18 protein-coding genes are annotated in these 20,913 nt (G+C 63.1%); 9 read left to right on the top strand and 9 right to left on the bottom strand.

Features of this window, described 5'->3' with window-relative positions; all coding sequences use genetic code 11:
• Positions 1–98 precede the first annotated feature (98 nt).
• On the bottom strand, positions 99–641 hold the full coding sequence (locus V1278_RS24245; RefSeq protein WP_028346428.1) for a CDP-alcohol phosphatidyltransferase family protein: 543 nt from the start codon (positions 639–641) through the stop codon (positions 99–101).
• Between the two features lie 149 nt (positions 642–790).
• On the opposite strand from V1278_RS24245, the gene purM reads away from it, so the two are divergent.
• The 3 genes from purM to V1278_RS24230 all read left to right on the top strand — a co-directional run bounded on the left by purM (position 791) and on the right by V1278_RS24230 (position 3,312).
• On the top strand, positions 791–1,864 hold the full coding sequence (purM, locus tag V1278_RS24240) for a phosphoribosylformylglycinamidine cyclo-ligase (protein WP_334382427.1): 1,074 nt from the start codon (positions 791–793) through the stop codon (positions 1,862–1,864).
• Positions 1,861–2,514: a phosphoribosylglycinamide formyltransferase gene (gene purN, locus V1278_RS24235; protein ID WP_334382426.1), complete on the top strand. Its 654-nt coding sequence runs from the start codon at positions 1,861–1,863 to the stop codon at positions 2,512–2,514. Before purM ends, purN begins: the two co-directional genes overlap by 4 nt.
• 66 nt (positions 2,515–2,580) lie before the next feature.
• A complete protein-coding gene (locus V1278_RS24230) occupies positions 2,581–3,312 on the top strand; it encodes a glutathione S-transferase family protein (protein ID WP_334368547.1) in 732 nt (243 codons plus the stop codon).
• A gap of 64 nt (positions 3,313–3,376) precedes the next feature.
• On the opposite strand, the gene V1278_RS24225 is transcribed toward V1278_RS24230, so the two are convergent.
• Positions 3,377–3,580 (bottom strand): cold-shock protein, encoded by a 204-nt coding sequence (locus V1278_RS24225; protein ID WP_028346424.1) that lies wholly within the window; start codon positions 3,578–3,580, stop codon positions 3,377–3,379.
• 540 nt (positions 3,581–4,120) lie between these two features.
• Between V1278_RS24225 and V1278_RS24220 the strand changes: the two genes are divergently transcribed.
• Positions 4,121–5,080, top strand: coding sequence for an autotransporter outer membrane beta-barrel domain-containing protein (locus V1278_RS24220; protein ID WP_442893741.1), 960 nt, complete (start codon positions 4,121–4,123; stop codon positions 5,078–5,080).
• A gap of 93 nt (positions 5,081–5,173) precedes the next feature.
• Here the strand turns inward: V1278_RS24220 and V1278_RS24215 are convergent, their stop codons facing one another.
• A complete protein-coding gene (locus V1278_RS24215) occupies positions 5,174–5,569 on the bottom strand; it encodes a rhodanese-like domain-containing protein (RefSeq protein WP_334382424.1) in 396 nt (131 codons plus the stop codon).
• Between the two features lie 54 nt (positions 5,570–5,623).
• On the bottom strand, positions 5,624–6,208 hold the full coding sequence (locus tag V1278_RS24210) for a carboxymuconolactone decarboxylase family protein (protein WP_334382423.1): 585 nt from the start codon (positions 6,206–6,208) through the stop codon (positions 5,624–5,626).
• A 236-nt stretch (positions 6,209–6,444) separates the two neighbouring features.
• On the opposite strand from V1278_RS24210, the gene V1278_RS24205 reads away from it, so the two are divergent.
• Positions 6,445–7,476 carry an AraC family transcriptional regulator gene (locus V1278_RS24205; protein ID WP_334368551.1) on the top strand — a complete coding sequence of 344 codons (1,032 nt, stop codon included), beginning with the start codon at positions 6,445–6,447 and terminating at the stop codon, positions 7,474–7,476.
• A gap of 169 nt (positions 7,477–7,645) precedes the next feature.
• On the opposite strand, the gene rnd is transcribed toward V1278_RS24205, so the two are convergent.
• On the bottom strand, positions 7,646–8,794 hold the full coding sequence (gene rnd / locus V1278_RS24200) for a ribonuclease D (protein ID WP_334368552.1): 1,149 nt from the start codon (positions 8,792–8,794) through the stop codon (positions 7,646–7,648).
• A gap of 687 nt (positions 8,795–9,481) precedes the next feature.
• On the opposite strand from rnd, the gene V1278_RS24195 reads away from it, so the two are divergent.
• Positions 9,482–10,102, top strand: coding sequence for a hypothetical protein (locus tag V1278_RS24195; protein ID WP_334382422.1), 621 nt, complete (start codon positions 9,482–9,484; stop codon positions 10,100–10,102).
• Between the two features lie 16 nt (positions 10,103–10,118).
• Here V1278_RS24195 and V1278_RS24190 read toward each other — a convergent pair whose 3' ends face one another.
• Positions 10,119–11,591 (bottom strand): protein adenylyltransferase SelO, encoded by a 1,473-nt coding sequence (locus V1278_RS24190; RefSeq protein WP_334368554.1) that lies wholly within the window; start codon positions 11,589–11,591, stop codon positions 10,119–10,121.
• Between the two features lie 190 nt (positions 11,592–11,781).
• On the opposite strand from V1278_RS24190, the gene aspS reads away from it, so the two are divergent.
• Complete coding sequence (aspS, locus tag V1278_RS24185; RefSeq protein ID WP_334368555.1) at positions 11,782–13,557, top strand: aspartate--tRNA ligase; 1,776 nt, start codon at positions 11,782–11,784, stop codon at positions 13,555–13,557.
• A gap of 13 nt (positions 13,558–13,570) precedes the next feature.
• Here aspS and V1278_RS24180 read toward each other — a convergent pair whose 3' ends face one another.
• The gene (locus V1278_RS24180; protein ID WP_334382421.1) at positions 13,571–15,553 is read right to left on the bottom strand and encodes a hypothetical protein; all 1,983 of its coding nucleotides are present in this window, start codon (positions 15,551–15,553) and stop codon (positions 13,571–13,573) included.
• 256 nt (positions 15,554–15,809) lie between these two features.
• Between V1278_RS24180 and V1278_RS24175 the strand changes: the two genes are divergently transcribed.
• Positions 15,810–18,119, top strand: a complete 2,310-nt coding sequence (locus V1278_RS24175) for an NADP-dependent malic enzyme (protein WP_334368559.1) — start codon at positions 15,810–15,812, stop codon at positions 18,117–18,119.
• Positions 18,120–18,410: 291 nt separating this feature from the next.
• Complete coding sequence (locus V1278_RS24170; protein WP_334368560.1) at positions 18,411–18,863, top strand: DoxX family protein; 453 nt, start codon at positions 18,411–18,413, stop codon at positions 18,861–18,863.
• Between the two features lie 7 nt (positions 18,864–18,870).
• On the opposite strand, the gene V1278_RS24165 is transcribed toward V1278_RS24170, so the two are convergent.
• On the bottom strand, positions 18,871–20,286 hold the full coding sequence (locus tag V1278_RS24165) for a TRAP transporter large permease (RefSeq protein WP_334382420.1): 1,416 nt from the start codon (positions 20,284–20,286) through the stop codon (positions 18,871–18,873).
• On the bottom strand, positions 20,283–20,876 hold the full coding sequence (locus V1278_RS24160) for a TRAP transporter small permease subunit (protein ID WP_334368562.1): 594 nt from the start codon (positions 20,874–20,876) through the stop codon (positions 20,283–20,285). Before V1278_RS24160 ends, V1278_RS24165 begins: the two co-directional genes overlap by 4 nt.
• Between the last annotated feature and the right edge of the window lie 37 nt (positions 20,877–20,913).

The following is a 20,913-nucleotide window of genomic DNA, read 5'->3' as shown; positions in this document are numbered from 1 at the left end:
TTCAGGCTTTCATAGCGCTTTCGAGCGAAAGCCTGTCCCGGACTTGATCCGGGCGGGCACGGCTTGCGAGAAAAAACGCGCAAAAACAAAAGAACAACCTAGCGCGCTTCGATCGTGCTCATGTGCCGCACCCATTCGACGAGATAGAGCGAGACGGAAACCAAAGTAAAGACCGTAACAAAACCCATCAGGATCACGTCATAGGGCGCCGGCTTGAAGTTGAAACCGAGCGACGCCAGCACCAGCGCCGCGAACGCCACCTGCGCCACCGTGTTGAGCTTCGACACCATCAGGGGCTTCATCGGGATCGGCTTGTCGAACAGCCATGACACGATCACGGCCGTCACGATCATGATGTCGCGCGACACCACGAGGATGACGAGCCAGCGCGGCACCGCACCCCAGATGCCGAGCGCCACGAAGATGGAAACCAGAAGTGCCTTGTCGGCAAGCGGGTCGAGCAGGGCGCCCAGTTCACTCGACATGTTGAAGCGCTTGGCGAGAAAGCCATCGACGGCGTCGCTGACCCCGGCGATGACGAAAATCGCAAACGCGATTTCCATCTGGCTGGAAACGATCGCCCAGACGATGACCGGCACCAGAATGATGCGCCCCAGCGTAATGATATTTGGAATGCTCAACTCGGTCGCTTCCCGGCTCCCGGCCTAAATCCGGCCCCTGGCGGGTACAGCCGGCTCTTATCTACATAGTATATGCGCCAAGCGCTTGCGAGCCATTGCAGGATCGCGGAATTCCTCGTAACCAGCCGTCATCATACTGGAATTTGGGCATGAACGACCGCAAAAACGGGCTGACTTACACGGATTCGGGCGTCGATATCGATGCGGGCAACCGCCTGGTCGATCTCATCAAGCCGATGGTGCGCGCCACCGCCCGGGCTGGCGCCGATGCCGAAATCGGCGGTTTTGGCGGCTTGTTCGACCTCAAGGCGGCGGGTTTCAAGGATCCGGTGCTGGTGGCGGCGACCGACGGCGTCGGCACCAAGGTCAAGATCGCGATCGAGACCGGCCTGCATGGCGGTATCGGCATCGACCTGGTGGCAATGTCGGTCAACGACCTCGTCGTGCAGGGCGCGGAACCGTTGTTCTTCCTCGACTATTTCGCCTGTGGCAAGTTGGACCCCGACGCCGCGGCGGCCATCGTGGCAGGCGTCGCCGAGGGCTGCCGGGAGTCCGGCTGCGCCCTGATCGGCGGCGAGACCGCCGAGATGCCGGGGCTCTACAAGGACGGCGATTACGACCTCGCAGGCTTTGCGGTGGGGGCTGCCGAGCGCGGCACGCTGTTGCCGACCGCGGACATTGCCGTGGGCGACGCCGTGATCGGATTGGCCTCATCCGGTGTTCATTCCAACGGCTTTTCGCTGGTCCGCAAAATCGTCGCACAATCCCGCGTGGCTTTCGATGCGCCGGCGCCGTTCTCGCCGGTCATGACGCTGGGCGGCGCGCTGCTGACGCCGACGCGGCTCTATGTGAAATCCTGCCTGCGCGCGATCCGCGAAACCGGCGCGATCAAGGGGCTTGCCCATATCACCGGCGGCGGCTTCACCGACAACATCCCACGCGTGCTGCCAAAGCACCTCGGCGTCGGCATCGATCTGGCGCGGCTGCCAGTGTTGCCGGTGTTCAAATGGCTGGCGGAGCAGGGCGGCATCGCCGAACTCGAAATGCTGCGCACCTTCAACTGCGGCATCGGCATGGTCGCCATCGTCAAGCCGGATGCGGTCGAGAAGGTGACGGAGATCCTGACTGAAAGCGGCGAGACCGTCGCCTTGCTCGGCGAAGTGATCCCGGCTGCGAGCGAACATCGCGTGGCCTACAACGGCCATCTCGATCTCGCGCAATGAAGCGCCGGGTCGCTATCCTGATCTCCGGGCGCGGGTCGAACATGGCCGCGCTGATCGATGCGGCGAAGGCTGCGGATTTTCCGGCCGAGATCGTCGCCGTCATTTCCAACCGGACCGATGCGCCTGGGCTGGAGAAGGCAGCCGCGAGTGGCATCCGGACACTGGTTGTCGAGAGCAAGCCGTTCGGCAAGGACCGCGCGGCCTTTGAGGCCGTCCTGCAGCGGGCGCTGGATGAAAAGCAGGTCGAACTGATCTGCCTCGGCGGATTCATGCGGCTGTTCACCGCCGAATTCGTGCAGCGCTGGTACGGAAAAATGCTCAACATCCATCCCTCGCTGCTACCATCCTTTCCGGGTCTCGATCCGCACGGTCAGGCGCTGCAGGCTGGGGTCAAGATCTCGGGCGCGACCGTGCACTTCGTGATTCCCGAAACCGACGCCGGCCCGATCGTGATGCAAGGCGCGGTGACGGTGGCCGACGACGATACGGCAGAGACGTTGTCGCAGCGCATTCTCGGCATCGAGCATCGTATCTACCCCGAGGCGCTGCGCTTGCTCGCGAGCGGAAAGCTCCGCCTCGAAGGCGACATCTGCAAGGTCGCCGATGGGGCCGAACGCGATGGCACCCTGATTTCGCCGCGGACGATCTGATATTATCCGCAAGGTGTGTGCGAACGAGCGCGGCGACCGCGCTCCGCTAAATCCATTGAGGTTTCCATGATCACGCTCTATGGCTCCGGGCCCAATTTCGGCCTTCCCGACGCAAGCCCGTTCGTGACCAAGGCCGAGACCTTGCTACGGATGTCGAAACTGCCGTTCAGAAAAGCGCCGATGAGCTTTTCGAAGGCGCCCAAAGGCAAAATTCCCTACATCGAGGACGACGGCCAATTGCTCGGCGATTCCACGCTGATCCGCTGGCATCTCGAAAAGAAATACGGCATCGATTTCGACCAGGGCCTCAGCGCCGAGCAGCTCGCCATCTCCTGGGCCTTCGAGAAGATGGCGGAGGACAATCTCTACTGGGCCAGCGTCTACTTCCGCTGGATGATCGAGGACAATTTCCGCAAAGGTCCGGTCAATTTCTTCAGGGGCGTGCCGGCGCCGGTCCGGCCGGTCGTGGTTTCGATGGTCCGCCGCCGCCTGCGCAAGACGCTGCACGGCCAGGGAATCGGCCGTCACTCCAAAGACGAGATCACCGCGATCGGGATCCGCTCGATCGACGCGATGGCGGCCTATCTCGGCGACAAGCCGTTTTTCATGGGCAGGGAGCCCGCCGGCATCGACGCCACGATGTTCGCCTTCGCGGTCTGTGCGATTTGTCCGCTGTTCGAGTCGGATTTGCAGCGGGCGGCCGCAAGCCATGCCAACCTGCGGCGCTATGTCGGCCGGATGACCGCGCGATTCTATCCGGAACTCAGCGAGATCGCCGGCTGCGGGGCGGCGGCCTGAATTCCAGGGCAGGGCGCAAACAAAATCCCCCGGCGAGGCCGGGGGCAATTTGCGTCGATGAAGTCTACGTGACCTTGAGGTTTTCCGCGGACGTCTTGCCGCGGTTTTCGACAAGGTCGTACTCGACGTGCTGGTTCTCGTTGAGAGTGGTGAGCCCCGCACGCTCGACGGCCGAGATGTGGACGAACACGTCCTTCTCGCCGACCGCCGGCTTGATGAACCCATACCCCTTGGTGGGGTTGAACCACTTGACGCTGCCCTTGTGCATCGCCATCGCCTGTCTCCAAGTTTGGTCTAGATACAAAAAAGACGCGGCCACGTTTTCCACGTGCCACGCCACAAACGGGCTTCCCGGTAGCTGCTAGATTTCCTGCTCGCGAAACGCACAGTCGAACGGCCTGAATCCGATTGCGCTTGGGATTGCAACACGAAATTTGGGCGTTAGCAAGGTTCTGGCGGGCTCCGGTAAATCGTCCTGGTGTCGCGGGCTGTGGCAGCCGAACCACAATCGCGCCTATTCGGCAGTGCGCCGATTGACCGTTTGCGCGAACTAGGGGCAAATCGTTACGGTTTATCGGCATTTGCGCATTTTTTCGGGCTGGCGCCTTCGCCCTCTGGAATGGACTACATGCGCGGCTCACGGCGGCCTTCGCGAGCATGGAGAATCGGAACCGGGCACGCGCTTGCATGTCTGGCCGCGATTGCGTTCGCGCTCATCACCGCCATGTCCGCCGCCCACGCGCAATCGCCGACGTCCACGCCAACCCCGACACCCACGCCTTCGCCGACGCCTAGCCCGACTCTGACCATGATCAATTCGACGGTCTCATCAAGCGCGACACTGACCAATCTCGGCAGCAATTTCCTGGAACGGCTGGGCAGCCAGTCGAGCAATGGTTTCAACCGTCTGCAGCGGACCAATCCGGGCGGGGGCGGCGCCTCCGAGAGCACGGAAGCGCCGCGCTACCGGACCTGGTTCGAAGGCTACGGGAACTGGACCAAGAACGGCGCGGTCGGCGATTTCGTCGGCGACAGCAGAAAGACCTGGGGCGGCGTGGCCGGCATTGGCGCGCGGGTGATGCCGGGCGTCAATATCGGCTTCTCGGTCGACCAGAGCCGCTCGGCGATCGACATTCCGTTGGCGCTGCAATCGGCCACCATTGATCTAACTCAGCTTGGCTTCACGGCCTCCGTCGACAGCGGGCCGTGGACCTGGGCCAGCGCAGTCGTGCACGGCTTTGGCAACATCAATTCGCGCCGAGACACGGGGCTCGGGATTGCGACCGCCGGATACAATGCGCGGCTCGACGGCGTGTTGAGCGAGATCAGCTATTACTGGTCCAAGGACCAGGGACGCGTCGTGCCCAAGGCCGCGTTCGAATATGTCCGCGCGCGGACCGGATCGCTGCAGGAGATCGGCGGCCTCGATCCCGTGGCGGCAACGGGCGCCACTGTGGAGCGCGCGCGGCTGCTGATCGGCGCGGAGATCGGCCATTACTGGATCTTCGATGGCAAGATTTTCGACCTGTCAGGTTACGGCAAGTTCGTCGACAATGTCGTGCAGAATTTCTCCGACATCACGGTCACCCTTGGCGCCCAAAGCCTCACGCTGCAGGGCATCGGCGAGAGCCGGTATGGCGCCGACGCCGGCGCCTCGGCCTCGCTGAGCCTGACCAATAGCGCACGGCTCTACGTAAACTACGACGCCAAACTCCGCGCCGCGATGCAGTCGCATCAGGGCACGGTGGGGCTTGAGTTGAAGTGGTAGCGAACTGTACTAGTTCGGCCCACCGCGCCATGCACGGCCGGCCCTCCACTCTGGCGGCAGCTCGGATATTCGCGCTCGCCCAAGTGATGACGATTACGATTGTCGCTCTATCGGCTTATCGATCGCCTCGCCGCTCTCGGCCCAGTCCTTGAAGGCGCCGAGATTGTAGACATTGGGGTACCCCATATCCTTGAGCACCTTGCCGCCAAGCGCGGATCGTCCGCCGGACGCGCAATAGAGGATGACCGTCTTGTCCTTGGCAAAACTCTTGTCGTGGTAGGGCGTCTCGGGGTCGGCGCGGAACTCCAGCATGCCGCGGGAGACATGGATGGCTCCTGCGACCTTGCCGCTCTTCTCCACTTCCGGCGCGTCACGCACGTCGACGACGAGGGTGTTTCCTTTCGCAATCATTTCCTTGGCCTGCGCGGGCGTGATGCGCGGCACCGCTGCGTTGGCGGCTTCCATCATCTGTTTGACGCTGGTGGTCATAGTCATCTCCCTCTTATGCTCGGTTGAAAGTCCTGGGTTGAAAAAATCTCTTCATCAGATTGCTCGACCGACCGTCATCGCCTTGCGAAAATCGGCGTCTGCGTCGATGAAGGCCGGCTCCGGGCCGGCGCCGACCGCATCGAAGAACCGCGCGACGAAACAGCGGAACGCGGCGCAGAGCGCGATGTCGCAGATCTGGACGTCGGTGAAGCCCACCGCTCGCAGCCGCTCGATGTCTTTCGCCGTCACGCGGGACGCGTCGCTTGCGATCGTCTCGGCATAGCGCAGCATTTCGACGTCCCGTTCGCTTAGTCGCGCCGTGGCGAAGTTGCGTCGCACGGCCATAACCGCTTCCTTCGAGCCGAGGTCAGCGAGAAGCTGCTTGCCGTAGACGTGCGAGCAATAGGTGGACGGCACCTGCTTTGCGGCGACGAATGTGATCAGCCGCCAGTCGCGCGGACTTAGCGAGAAGCCGGTGCGGATCTTGTCGGCGAACTCCTGGTAGATCGGCAGAAGATCCGGCCGCGCGGTCCAGCAGCGCGTCGCGGACATTACGAAGCCGCTCTGGGCTTTCTGCGCTGCGTAGAGCTTGGCGATGCGGCCTGTCGCCTCAGTTTCGTCAACCGTCTTGAGAAACATCCAAAATCTCCGTTCGTGAAACAATTTCCGCGGCCAGTGCCGCATAAAATCCGGCCGGTTCTGCCACGACGGACCGGCTATGGCCCGATCGACCGCATCGGGCGGGCCGGGAAAGCTCGCTTCAACCGAACCGGACGGTGAACTAAGGCCGGGCCAGCGTCGACACAATGATCGGGGCGCTCAGATTCTTTGCCGAGACGCTACGCACCGTTTAGTGATCCAGCCCTGGAGGCCAAATGGACGTTTTGTCCGAGGTTCTGCGCGTCATCCGTGTGTCGGGCGCCATTCATTTCAATGCCGAGTTTACGCGGCCATGGTCGGTCGTGACCTCCCCACCGGACTTGCTGGCTTCGCGGTTGATGCCGGGCGCGGAAGCGATCACGCTGTTTCACCTGGCAATGAACGCCGGCTGCTGGATCACATGCGGCAAGCTCGAACCGATCAGGATTGAGGCCGGCGACGTTCTGGTGTTTCCGCGCGGCGATCAGCACGTCATGACCAGCGACCCGGGGCTTGCTCCCGTCACGATTGCCAGCATCTTCCCCAAGGCGTCGGCCGAGCAGATCACCTGGGTGAAGCATGGCGGGGGCGGGGAGGAGACGCGCTTTGTTTGCGGCTACCTGCATTCCGACCAACGGTTCGGGCCGCTGCTCGATGCGATGCCGGCATTCATTTGCGTCCGCCTGCGCAATGGTAAGGTCATCCTCGACGCATTTTCTGATACCGCGCGCTATGCGGAGCCGGTCACGCTCGATCAGGAGGCCGGCTGGTGGCAGGCTGCGACCGGTCAGCTCATCGCCGAAGCGATGCGGCCAGGTCCCGGAAACCGCGCCATGCTCGCGCGCTTGTCCGAGCTGCTCTTCATGGAGGTGGTGCGCTGGCAGCTTATCCATGTCGCCGAGGGGCGTCGCGGCTGGCTGGCGGGCCTCAACGATCCCCATGTCGGCCGGGCGCTGACGCTGCTTCACGCCGAGCCGGCGCGGCCCTGGACCGTCGAGGAACTGGCAGACCGCGCGGCGATCTCACGCGCCGCGCTGGGCAAGCGCTTCGTCGAGCTGGTCGGCGAGGCGCCGATGACGTATCTGGCCGGATGGCGGATGCACCTCGCCAGGCGACTGCTTCGCGATAGCGGCCTCAGCCTTGCCGAGATCGCTTCCCGTGTCGGCTACGAATCCGAAGCCGCCTTCAACCGCGCCTTCAGCCGCCTCGTCGGCGCGCCTCCCGGCACATGGCGGCAGAGCAAGGGGCTGTCGCAGGCCGGTGCATGAGGCGGCTGTGCCGCGATTCGATCGAAGGATGGCGCGGTGCGCAGCCGCAGAAGTGCGGTCTCGGAATCTCGATGCCGATCGTGACGCCGGTCGACGCTTCGGATCGGGAAGCCGCCCACCTGGCGGCCTACTTGAGCAGCATCCGGGAAACGTTCTCGGAAGTTGTTACTCACGTCCGATCGACCCGGACGACCCTGCCTTTTTCGATCGCAAGCGCCAGTCTGCCGTGCTTCAGTGCCAGCGCCGCTTCGCCGAACAATTCGCGGCGCCAGCCGTGGAGGGCAGCGACGTCGGCGTGGTCGTCGGCGGCGATCTGGTCGAGATCGTCGACGGTCGCGATCACCTTGCTGGCGACGGCGTGGCGCTCCGACGTCATCCGCAGCAGCACTTTCAGGAGCTCGACGGTCGCGGCGCCATTCGAACCGCCGCGCGGTTTTTCGATCTTCGGCAAGGTGGCGTGATCGCGGGCGAGGCCGCGCTGCACGGCGGCGATGATGTCGCTGCCCCATTTGGAGCGGTCAAAGCCCTTCGGCAACGAGCGCAGGCCGGCAAGGCGCTCGAGCGAGGTCGGGGCGTGGGTGGCGATGTCGCCGACTGCATCGTCCTTCAGCACGCGTGAGCGCGGCACGTCGCGGCTTTGCGCTTCCTGCTCGCGCCAGGCCGCGACTTCCATCAGCACGGCAAGCTCTTTCGGCTTGCGCACCCGCGTCTTCAGCCGCTCCCAGGCGCGCTCGGGGTGGAAATCGTAGGTCCTTGGCGAGGTCAGGACTTCCATCTCCTCGCTGACCCAGTCGCTGCGGCCGCGCTTCTTCAGGTCGGCATCGAGGGCGGCAAAGACGTCGCGCAAATGAGTGACGTCGGAGATCGCGTAATGCATCTGCTCCGGCGTCAGCGGCCGGCGCGACCAGTCGGTGAAGCGATGGGTCTTGTCCGGCCGGTGACCGGTGACGCGCTCGACGAGCTGGTCATAGGCGATGCTGTCGCCATAGCCCAGCACCATCGCCGCGACCTGCGTATCGAAGATCGGGTGCGGAATGGTGCCGGACTGGTGCCAGACGATCTCGATGTCCTGGCGGGCGGCGTGAAACACCTTCAGCACCGCCTCGTTGCCCATCAGGTCGAAGAACGGCTTGAGGTCGATGCCGGGCGCCAGCGTGTCGATCACGACGGCTTCGTCCGCGCTTGCCATCTGCACGACGCAGAGCAGGGGGTAGTACGTCGTTTCCCGCAGGAACTCGGTATCGACTGTGATGACCTTGTGTTGGGCGAGCCGGGAGCAGGCGGCGGCGAGGTCGGAAGTGGTGGTAATCAGATCCATGAACAATCCATGACGCGTCGGACAGGCGTTCTGCCGAAAACGCTGATATGTCAAGGGTGTCGCGGAGGATTTGAGCCTTGCATTTGAGCCTGAGCACGGCTTTTTTGCGTCGGCTTGAGGGCCGGACCCAGAACGTCATCGCCTGGCTTGACCGGGCGACCCAGTATCCCAGAGACGCTGGTGATTAATCGAGAGGCCGCGGCGTCCTGGATACCCGCCTTCGCGGTATGACGGTGCTGAAGTCGATCACTCGTAGCGCACGTGCCGCGGCCGGCGCCGGCCGGACGGGATCGCGAGCACGATGAGGCAGAGCGCAATCAGCACCATTCCCATGAATTCGAAAGCAAAGGCGTCCACGGCAATTCTCCCCTGATAAACCGATAGAATTGTGGGGAGCGCGTTGACCGTTTCTTAATTTTTGGAACCGGGAGTGGCCGCGCGTGCGCGGATGGTGGATGGGCGCTTAAGGATCGCGGTTAACGGGCGGGTGCGGCGCGAGGGGTACACGCTTCCAACTCCCACCAACGTTACATCTTCTCAACCTCTCGGCGCGCAGATTGCCGACCGCACGCTGGTGGACCAAGAGAACCTAACATGAAATGGCTTGGAATTGCCTTTGCCCTGATTCTCGGCGCTCTGGTGCTGTACGACATATCGTACCCCAGCCTGACGCTGCGATACCGTTTGGTGCTTGAGGCCGAGGTTGATGGCGAACCCAAGATTGGATCGAGCGTCGTCGAAGTCACCTACAGCAAGCAATCCAGATTCGCTGGTCAGAGTGATCTTGCAGGCAGTTACCGAGGGGAGGCCGTCGTCCTCGATCTCGGATCGCGCGGGACGCTGTTTGCGCTGCTGAACGCCGGCTCCGACAGTCGGTCGATGCCGGAGTCGATCATTCTGCGCGCGTTCAATTTCGACGGTGGCGCATTTCCCGGCCCCACGGTGGACGAGGGACTCAAAAAGCTTCGGCAATTGCCCGGCAAGCGCGAACTGCCGTTGACAAGCCTTCCGATGCTGGTTCGCTTTCGCGATCTCAACGATCCGATGACGGTAGAAAAAGTCGATCCGCTCGACATCAGCAAGAGCTTCGGCGGTGGCGCAAGGCTGGTGCGTGCCACACTCGAAATCGTGCCTGTAGGAATTTGGCCGCTCAATTCGTTCGGCATGACCGGCGAGCCGATAACGACGGGAGTCGAGAAGAGGCTCCCTTGGTTGATCGGGATGGCGAGCAACATCGACGGGACGTCATCTACCTCGAGCACTGTCTTATCGAACGTGCTGCATGTGGGTGACTTCAAAGGGAGGTAGATCACCTATCGCGACGTCACGTCCCGCAAAACGTCCGCAGCACGCGCTGGTCGGGGAGCGGCGGCTCTGTGTAGGCCGCGAACTCCGGCTGATCCTCATACGGCTTCGACAGCACCGTCAGCAATTCCTCGAACGGCGCGTAGTCGTTGTTCACGGCCGCTGCGATCACGGCTTCGACGCGGTGGTTGCGTGCGATGAAAGCCGGATTCACCGCGCGCATCGCGGCCTGCCGTTCGGCGGCGGATTGCGGTTCGTCGGCGAGGCGCTGGCGCCAGCGTGCGGCCCACTCGTCGTAAGCGGCGGGATCGGTGAACTGATCGCGAACCTTGTTCTCGGCGGGATCGCCGGCGGCATCGGTGAGGCGTCGGAAGGTGAGGGTGAAATCGGCCGTGTTCTTCGCCATGGCGTCGAGCAGATCCTGGATCAAAGCTTCGTCGCCGTCGCGTTCGGTGAACAGGCCGATCTTTTTGCGCAGTCCGGCCTGATAGGTGGCAGTGAATTTCTCTGCGAATTCGCCGAGGATGAACTGCGCCTGTTCGATCGCCTTGTCCTGGTCGTCGGAGAACAGCCGCAGCAGGCATTCGGCGAGCCGCGTCAGATTCCACAGCGCGATGCGCGGCTGGTTGGCATAGGCGTAGCGACCCATCTCGTCGATCGACGAGAACACCTGCGCGGGGTTGTATTCGTCCATGAAGGCGCAGGGGCCGTAGTCGATGGTCTCGCCGGAGATCGAAGTGTTATCGGTGTTCATCACGCCATGGATGAAGCCGACCAGAAGCCAGCGCGCGACGAGATCGGCCTGGCGGGCGACGACGGCTTCGAGCAACGCATGATAGGGACGCTCGGCCTTCGCGACATCGGGATAGTGCCGCGCGATGACGTGGTCGGCGAGCGCCCGCACGCCCTCAGTGTCGCCGCGCGCAGCGAAAAACTGGAAGGTGCCGACACGGACATGGCTTGCGGCGACACGCGTGAGCACCGCGCCGGGCAGCATGGTCTCGCGCATCACGCCCTCGCCAGTGACGACGGCGGCGAGCGAACGGGTGGTGGGGATGCCGAGCGCAAACATCGCCTCACTGACGATGTATTCGCGCAAGACCGGCCCAAGCGCGGCGCGGCCGTCACCCCGGCGCGAAAATGGCGTAGGCCCGCTGCCCTTGAGCTGGATGTCGCGGCGGACGCCGTCCTTGTCGATGACCTCGCCGAGCAGGATGGCGCGGCCATCGCCGAGCTGGGGCACGAACTGGCCGAACTGGTGGCCGGCATAGACCATCGCGATCGGATCGGCGCCCTCAGGCACGCGCTTTCCGGCGAGGATTTCCGCGCCTTCCGAGCTCTCCAGCACATCTGGATCGAGGCCGAGCTGGATAGCCAACGCCCGGTTCAGCTTGATCAGCCTCGGGGCGGCGACCGGGGTAGGGGCCACACGGGCGAAAAAATTCGCCGGCAACGCCGAATAGGTGTTCTGGAACGGGAAATGAATGGTCATGACCTAAAGATAGGCGCAGCCCCGGAATAGGCAAACGGCCCGGATGCCGGCCTGCGAAATGGCCGTTTTTCAGCCGAAAACCGCCCCGCCATTGGTTGCCGCCCCCGGCTGCGTCGGGTAAACCCTCCGCAACTTCGGACCGGCTTTGGCCCCCGATTCTCAACCTCCGACATCTGTTTTTGGGACTTCCATGCATCGCTACCGGTCACATACATGCGGCGCGCTCCGTGAGAGCGACATCGGGCAGATCGCCCGTCTTTCCGGCTGGTGCCATCGCATCCGCGACCATGGCGGCGTGCTGTTCATCGATTTGCGCGACCATTACGGCATCACCCAATGCGTCGCCGACCCGGACTCGCCGGCGTTCAAGGAAGTGGAAAAGTTCCGCTCGGAATGGGTGGTGCGGATCGACGGTAAGGTGCGCCGCCGTCCCGAAGGGACCGACAATCCGGAACTGCCGACCGGCAGGGTCGAGGTTTACGTCAGCGAGATCGAGGTGCTGGGACCTGCCGGCGAGCTGCCGCTGCCGGTGTTCGGCGAGCAGGAATATCCCGAAGATATCAGGCTCAGGTACCGCTTCCTCGACCTCCGTCGCGAGAAGCTGCACCAGAACATCATGACCCGCGGCGCGATCGTCGATTCCATGCGCCGGCGGATGAAGGAGCAGGGCTTCTTCGAGTTCCAGACCCCGATCCTGACTGCGTCCTCGCCGGAAGGCGCGCGCGACTTTTTGGTGCCGTCGCGAATCCATCCGGGAAAATTCTACGCGCTGCCGCAGGCGCCGCAGCAGTACAAGCAGCTCCTGATGATGTCGGGCTTCGACCGCTACTTCCAGATCGCGCCGTGCTTCCGCGACGAGGATCCGCGCGCCGACCGCCTGCCGGGCGAGTTTTACCAGCTCGATGTCGAGATGAGCTTCGTCACGCAAGAAGATATTTTTGCGGCGATGGAGCCGGTTGTCACCGGTGTGTTCGAGGAGTTTGCCAAGGGCAAGCCGGTCACCAAAGGCTGGCCGCGGATTCCGTTTGCGGAAGCTCTGCGCAAATACGGCACCGACAAGCCGGACCTGCGCAACCCGATCGTGATGCAGGACGTCTCCGAGCATTTCCGCGGCTCCGGCTTCAAGGTGTTCGCGCGGATGCTGGAAGACCCGAAGAACCAGGTCTGGGCGATCCCCGGCACCGGCGGCGGCAGCCGCGCGTTCTGCGATCGCATGAATTCCTGGGCGCAAGGTGAAGGCCAGCCCGGCCTCGGTTACATCATGTGGCGCGAGGGCGGCGAGGGCGCGGGTCCGCTCGCCAACAACATCGGCGTGGAGCGGACGGCTGCGATCCGCGACCAGCTCGGCATGAAGGAGGGCGATGCCGCCTTCTTCGTCGCGGGCGATCCGGAAAAATTCTGGAAGTTTTCGGGCCTCGCTCGCACCAAGGTGGCCGAGGAGTTGAACCTGATCGACAAGGATCGGTTCGAACTCGCCTGGATCGTCGACTTCCCGATGTACGAGTACAACGAGGAAGACAAGAAGGTCGACTTCTCGCACAACCCGTTCTCGATGCCGCAAGGTGGACTGGACGCGCTCAACGGGCAGGACCCGCTGACCATCAAGGCGTTCCAGTACGACATCACCTGCAACGGCTACGAGATCGCCTCCGGCGGCATCCGCAACCACAAGCCGGAAGCGATGGTGAAGGCGTTCGAGATCGCGGGCTATGGCGAGAAGGACGTCGTCGAGCGCTTCGGCGGCATGTATCGCGCATTCCAGTACGGCGCCCCGCCGCATGGCGGCATGGCGGCCGGCGTCGACCGCATCGTGATGCTGCTGTGCGGAACCACGAACCTGCGCGAAATCTCGCTGTTCCCGATGAATCAGCAGGCCGTGGACCTCCTGATGGGCGCGCCATCGGAGGTCACGACCAAGCAGCTCCGCGAGCTCCACATCCGGCTCAACCTGCCGGATAAGGGATAGAGCACGCGACGGCTCAGAGCGCCGTCGTTGTCTCTAGCCGGAACTGCGCTAAGGCAAGGAGCGGATCGGTCTGAAGTAGCTCGAATAGCTGCATCACCGGCACCTTGCCGAGTGGTGTGAGCTTGATCGTGAGCGTTGTTCCCGGCGTCTCGATAAAGCGCGCCAGCGAGTCCACAACCGCCTCGGCGTCGGGATTGCTGGTCGCCGTTGTGGCGCCGCTGTCCCTAACGTCCTTGACGATCGCCTGCCGCGCCGCGTCGCGGCTGATGTTCTGCATCCGGGCATAATGGGCGACCGCGCGATCAACGGCACCGAGATCGCGCACCGTGAGCTCGATTCCGCCGGCCTCGATTTGCGTCGCCATGGCGGCTGCCTGAAGCGGATTGATCGAGAAAACCTCGCGCGGCACGTTGGCGAGCGAAATTCTTGCCGACGCTTTCAGCATGCCGCCAAGCTCGACCGTTGCCGGCTCCAGCACGAATGAGCGTGATGCTTCGGTCCACACCGTGCCGAGATCGAGATCGAGCGCCAACTTGTCGAGGCCCGTGGCAATCAGCATTCGCTGGCCGGGATCCGTCGTGTCGAGGGGACCGGACATCTTCGCGATCAGCCGTGCCTTGCTCGGAACAGGTCCGACCAACTGTCCCCAATCGAGGCTGATGAGGTCGACGTTGATCGGCCGGCCGGTGTTCTTGTAGGGCGCTGTGAAGCCTTTGAGCTCGGCGCCCTCGAGCAGAGCGATCATGCCGAGCGCTAGGTCGGGCGATGGCGGTTGCGCCGGGTTCGAGAACTGCGCGCTCATGCGCAACAAGCCGGCGATATCCACGCTTTTGAGGGCGAAGCGGCTGAGCTTGACGGGGCCCTGGGGCGTGCGGCCGTCAAAACCCTCGACCGCAAACTCGCCCGTCTTTCCGTTCTCCAGACTGAAGCGCATCGACGCGAGCTTGAAGCCGCCCTCTGGCATATCCATCGAAAGGCCGCGTATCTCGCCGTTTCCGATGCGCACGCCCTCGTAGATTTTGGCCGCCCGTTCCATCATTTCGCGCGCCTGCGCCGGCGTGGGCTGGGCCGTGCCGGACGGTATCGTTGCCAGCAGCGCAGCCAACTGCAGCCGCGAGGGCCGCGCCCCGATATCGTCGGCCGTCAGTCCCTCGATACGCACCGCCGGACCTTGTCCTGAGGTGATCGTATAGGCGCCGGTGCTAATCTGCCGGTAGACGCGGTAGTATTGGTCGTCATTGGCGCGCTGTGGATCGAGGATGGCTGCGGCGGCTAGCGTATCGACGTCCTGCGCAGCGAGATTGGCCAGGTCCCCGGTCACCTTCTCGGGCTTGCCCTTCGGTTGCGTGGTCGCTGTGAATGTCATTCGGTCGATAGTAACAGCGGCGATCCTGCCGGCCTTCATGTCGCGCAGCGTAAGGTTGGAATAGGCGAATTCTCCCTTCCCCAGCGCCGGGTTTCCGGAGTTCATGGTGCCGGCAACACTGGGTGCCGTGATCGAGGAGGCGGTGAGTGCACCAAACTGTTCGATAAGCAATCGATACAGGTCTATCGTCGACGAGGACGCCGGTGGCCGCGGCAGGCCTGCCGGACCGGAAAAATCCTTCGCCGCGATCCGCGGCACCTTGTAGGTGACTTGCCAATCTGCCCCTGCCGGCATGCTGGCATTGATTTCGAGGTCGATCGCCTCGATCGCATCGGCCGAGAAGCGTGCCGTATCCGGCTGACCGACGCCGGAGGCTGTGATGCTGGCAACCTTCACGCGCACCGGCGGCTGCGTTGCCGATTCAGTCGCGATATCGTCAATTCGGAGCGTGCGGCTCTTCAGGTCGAACGATACCTGGCCGTGACTGGCCTTGCCGCCGCTGGCTCTGATCTGCTCGAACGCGGCCTCGACCTCGCCCTTGATTCGATGCTGGGTGTAGTACTCGAAGCCGAAGAAGCCTCCCACCGCGATCACGACCGCGGCGACCAGACCCAGCAATATCTTTACCATTAGTTGTGCTCCGGACGCCGACGTTGCAGGAGGCAAATTTGCCATATTGTCGGCCAGGGGGATGGGGTAGGGAGACAAATATGCTACCGGATTTGCCGCGCTTCGTCGATGAGCCCCTGTTGACGGCGGCGTTCTCGGATGTTGCATCCAAGTGGTCGCCCGTGCTTCACATCCCCCTCATTTTGCCGGAAAACTGACCCTGATCTGGAAGTATCAATAAGAGCAAGAGTTCGGGACCGGAAACGCGGGAGCCTACATGTCGTCCTATTCTGAAGATCTGCGTTCTGCGGCGCTTGCGTATCACCAGTTGCCGCGGCCCGGTAAACTCGAGATCCAGGCGACCAAGCCGCTTGCCAACCAGCGCGACCTCGCGCTGGCCTATTCGCCGGGCGTGGCGGCGGCCTGCACCGAAATCGCCAACAATCCGGCCGAAGCGGCGTCGCTGACCTCCCGCGCCAATCTGGTCGCCGTGGTCTCCAACGGTACCGCGGTGTTGGGGCTCGGCAACATCGGTCCCTTGGCATCCAAGCCCGTGATGGAAGGCAAGGCGGTCCTGTTCAAGAAGTTCGCCGGGATCGATGTGTTCGACATCGAGATTGCCGCCGATACCATCGAGCGCGTGGTCGAGACGGTCGCGGCGCTGGAGCCGACTTTCGGCGGCATCAATCTCGAGGACATCAAGGGACCGGAATGTTTTGAGATCGAGGCGCAGCTCAAGGAGCGCATGAAGATCCCGGTGTTCCACGACGACCAGCACGGCACGGCCATCATTGTGGGAGCCGCCATCGTCAACGGGTTGTTGTTGAACGGCAAGAAATTGCCCGATGTGAAGATCGTCTGCTCCGGCGCCGGCGCCGCGGCGATCGCGTGCCTCAATCTGCTGGTGTCGATGGGCGCACAGCGCAAGAACATCTGGGTCTGCGACATCGACGGCGTCGTGCATGAGGGGCGCAACACACTGATGGACCGCTGGAAGGCGGTCTATGCGCAGAAAACGAGTGCGCGGGTGCTGGCGGACGTGATCGGCGGCGCGGATATTTTCTTAGGTTTGTCCGCGCCCAACGTGCTGACATCAGACATGGTCAAGTCGATGGCGGACCAGCCGCTTGTGATGGCGCTGGCCAATCCGACCCCGGAGATCATGCCGGACGAAGCCCGGAAGGCGCGCCCCGACGCGATGATCTGCACCGGGCGTTCCGACTTCCCGAACCAGGTGAACAACGTCCTCTGCTTTCCGTTCATCTTCCGCGGGGCACTCGACGTCGGCGCCACCGGAATCAACGAGGAAATGAAACATGCCGCCGTCGACGCCATCGCGCAGCTCGCGCGCGATCCGCCGTCGGATGCGGTGGCGCAGGGCTTTGACAGCGGCGAGACGCAAGGTTTTGGGCCGGGCTCGCTGATCCCGAGCCCGTTCGATCCGCGGCTGATCCTGCGCATCGCGCCGGCAGTGGCGCGAGCCGCGATGGAATCCGGCGTGGCGACGCGCCCGATCACGAATTTCGAGGAATATACCGCGCTCTTGGAACGCTTCGCCTTCCGCTCCGGTCTCGTCATGAAGCCGGTGTTCGCCAAGGCCAAGACCCAGCCGGTTCGCGTGATCTATGCCGAGGGCGAGGACCAGCGCGTGCTGCGCGCGACGCAGGTCGTGCTGGAAGAAAATCTGGCGCGACCGATCCTGGTGGGGCGGCCTTCCGTGGTCGAAGCCAGGATCAAGCGGTTCGGCCTCTCGATCAAGGCCGGGCAGGATTTTGACCTCGTCAACCCGGAAGACGATCCGCGCTACCGCTCCTACGTGCAGACCTATATCGACGTGGCTGGCAGGCGCGGTGTCACGCCCGAAGCTGCGCGCACGGTGGTTCGCACCAACAACACCGTGATTGCCGCGCTGGCAGTGGTGCGCGGCGAGGCTGACGCCATGATCTGCGGCGTCGAAGGCCGCTATATGAGCCATCTGCGCCATGTTCGCGAGATCATCGGCTTCCTGCCCGGCGTCAGCGATTTCGCGGCGCTGGCGATGATGATCACCAGCAAGGGGTCCTATTTCATTGCCGATACCCAGGTGCGTCCGAATCCGAGCGCCGAGGAGCTGGCGGAGGTGGCGTCGCTGGCGGCAACCCACGTCCAGCGGTTCAACATGAAGCCACGCGTCGCCTTCGTGTCACATTCCGACTTCGGCAGCTATGATACGGAATCCTCGCGCAAGATGCGCCGTGCCACCACGCTGTTGAAGGAAAAGCATCCGGAGCTCGAGGCCGATGGCGAGATGCAGGGCGATACCGCGCTCTCGGCTGCCGCGCGAAAACTCGTGCTGCCGCATTCCAACCTGGAAGGCGATGCCAACATCCTGATCATGCCGAACCTCGACACCGCCAACGTCGCCTACCAGATGATCAAGACGCTGGCGGATGCGCTTCCCGTTGGTCCGATCCTGATCGGCCCGGCCCGCCCGGCGCACATCCTCACCCCGGGGGTGACGGCGCGCGGCATCCTCAACATGACGGCGGTCGCCGCCGTCGAAGCCCAAGAGCGCGCCGGCCGCCAGCAGCCAACCTTGTTCGGGTAGAGCCCGGTTCAGATTGAATCAAAATCGGGATTTAGCCTTTTGTTCTGACGCGCTTTCTTCGCGTGAACCGAAGCCGGCTCTGGACCAAGTCCGGGGGCCGGCTTTTGCGCAAAGCCACGATGATCAAGAAAGCGCCTTGGTTCTGCTTCTATAGGAATGTCTGGTTGAGGGCACCGCGCAGGCTGCTGCGCGGATGGCTTCGATTTGAGCGTTTGAAAAGCGGAGACGAAACGCCCATAATCGTTTCGCGCCGCCTGCTATCTTTGCATGCCATTCAGTGAGGCCGATCCCATGCCAGCGTTAGTTACCTTCGGGCGAGTCCTGTTCGCCGTGCTCTTCATGTACACGGGAGCGACCAAGCTTTTCGCGATACAGCAGACGGCAGACTTCATCGCATCCAAGGTAACGATTCCGGCGCTGCTTGCGCCCTATACCTCGCAGCTCGAAACCATGGCGGGCATGCCGATGCCGCAATTGCTGGCGGTCGGCGTCGGCGGTTTTGAGATCCTCGCCGGCCTGATGATCGCGGTCAATTTCGCCGCGCGCTTCTTCGCGATCCTCCTGATCTTCTTCGTGCTCGCCACGACCTTCTATTTCCACGATTTCTGGAATCAGCCGGCGCCCGAAAATGCCAAGACGTTGATCGAGGCTCTGAAGAACCTGTCGATCATCGGCGCGCTGTTCATGATCGCGGGCTACGGCAAGGGTCCGCGGCCGAACGAGCCGGCCTACGGGGACATCTAAACGGCGGTCAGAAATTCCGGACCACAACGCGTGAACCGTCCAGCAGCGTCGCGCTCTGCGGCGGCGCGACGTGTTCGATCTGCGCGGTGCGCGCCGCTACTCTGCGCGCCTGCAGCCATTGCGGGAACCACATCGCGATTGCCGGGAAGATCAGCACCAGTGCCACGCAAGCGACCTGCAGCACCATGAAGTCGGCCATGCCGCGGTAGATCAGCCGCAGGTTCCATTCCTTGACGACCTGCTTGAGATAGTAGGCCGACATGGCAACGGGGGGAGAGAGGAACGCCGTCTGCAACACGACTGCGACGATGCAGCCGAACCAGACCATGTCGTAGCCGAGGCCCTTGGCCACCGGCGCGAGCATCGGCATGAAGATGAAGACGATAGCCGGCCATTCGAACGGCCAGCCGAGCAGGAATATCAGGGTCAGGAGCAGGGACATCGTGCCCCAAGGCGGCAGCGGCGAAGCGAGCAGGGCGTTGGTCATCCAGGTCGCCGTGCCGAGCCATGCGAAGACGGCGCCGAATACGTTGGAGGCGACGGCAAGCAACAGCACCATGCTGGTCGTCGCCAGCGTGGCATAGCAGGCATCCAGCAGCCCGCGCCATGTGAACCGGCCGTAGGCAATGACGAGGAGGATCGCCCCCAGCGCGCCGAACGCCGCTGCTTCCGCGGCGGTCGTGATACCGGCGAGGATGGCGCCGAGGGTCAGGATCGTCAGGATGGTCACCGGCACCAGACCGACCAGGCACTCCCATAGCACGATCCGCACCGAATCGGGCCGCTCCTCGACCGGCACCGGCGGGCCGAGCTTCGGATTGAAGTAACAACGGATCAAGGTATAGGCGATGAACATCGCGGACAGCAGGAAGCCGGGACCGAACGCCGCCGCATAGAGATCGATGATCGAGATATCGAGTACGGGCGCCATCACAACCAGCATCACCGACGGCGGGATCAAGATGCCGAGCGTGCCGCCGGCGGCAATGGAGCCGGCCGACATGCGCACATCGTAGCCCGCGCGGATCATCATCGGCCCAGCCATGATGCCGAGCAGCGCGACGGTTGCGCCGACAGTCCCCGCGGCGATCCCGAACAGCGTCGCCGTGAGAATGACGACCACGTAGAGCGCGCCATTGAGCGGCGCAAACAGGTCGCGGAACGCTTTGAACAGCCGTTCCATCAGTCCGGCCTGGTCGCAGACGAACCCCATCAGGATGAACATCGGCACCGCAACGAGTTCGTCCTGCTTCATCAGGCCGATGGTCTGCAGGTAGGCGAGGTTGAAGACGCGCTCGCCCATGCCGACGTAGCCGAACGACAGCGCCAGGAACAGCAGCGTGAAGCTGATCGGCAAGCCGATGAAGATCGCCCCCAGCATCACCACGAGCATGACAATTCCGAGGAGTTCGAGTCCCGTCATATTTCGATCTTTTCCTTGTGCTCGAACTCGCGCCCGAACTGGACCTGGTACCAGCACTTCAGGACCTCGGACACGCCCTGGATCATGAGAAGAAGGGCCGCCAGCGGGATCGTGGCCCGGAAGGGCCACATGATCGCGCGCCACACGCTTTCCTGCGACCGTTCGCCAGTGTCATAGGAGTGCAAGGCATCGTCATAGCTGATCAGCATGAACGTGATCATGGCCGGATAGAAAAACAACAGATAAGAGATCAGGTCGACGATGCCCTTCTTCCGCTCCGAGTAATTCTCCCAATAGATGTCGGTACGAACATGCGCGCCCTTCAGCAGCGCGTATCCCGATCCGAGCATGAAGGCCGCGCCGTTGACCATGAAGCTGGATTCGTAGACCCAAACGGTTGGCGCGCCGAACCCGTAGCGCATGACGACCTCGTAGGAGATCGTCACCACCAGAAACAACATCGACATGGCGATGAGTTTGCCGGTCACGTCGGTGAAGCGGTCAATCGCCCGTATGATCGAGTAAAAAGCATGCGGGAATTCGCCGCCCGGATTGCTGGCGACCGAAGCACTGCTGGGGTCCGCGGACATGATCGCTCCTCTTCAGGCAATGCTGGCGTCCGGCGGT

This window comes from Bradyrhizobium sp. AZCC 1577 (genome assembly GCF_036924575.1).
GTDB lineage: Bacteria > Pseudomonadota > Alphaproteobacteria > Rhizobiales > Xanthobacteraceae > Bradyrhizobium.
This window is presented reverse-complemented; position numbering and strand designations above follow the sequence as displayed.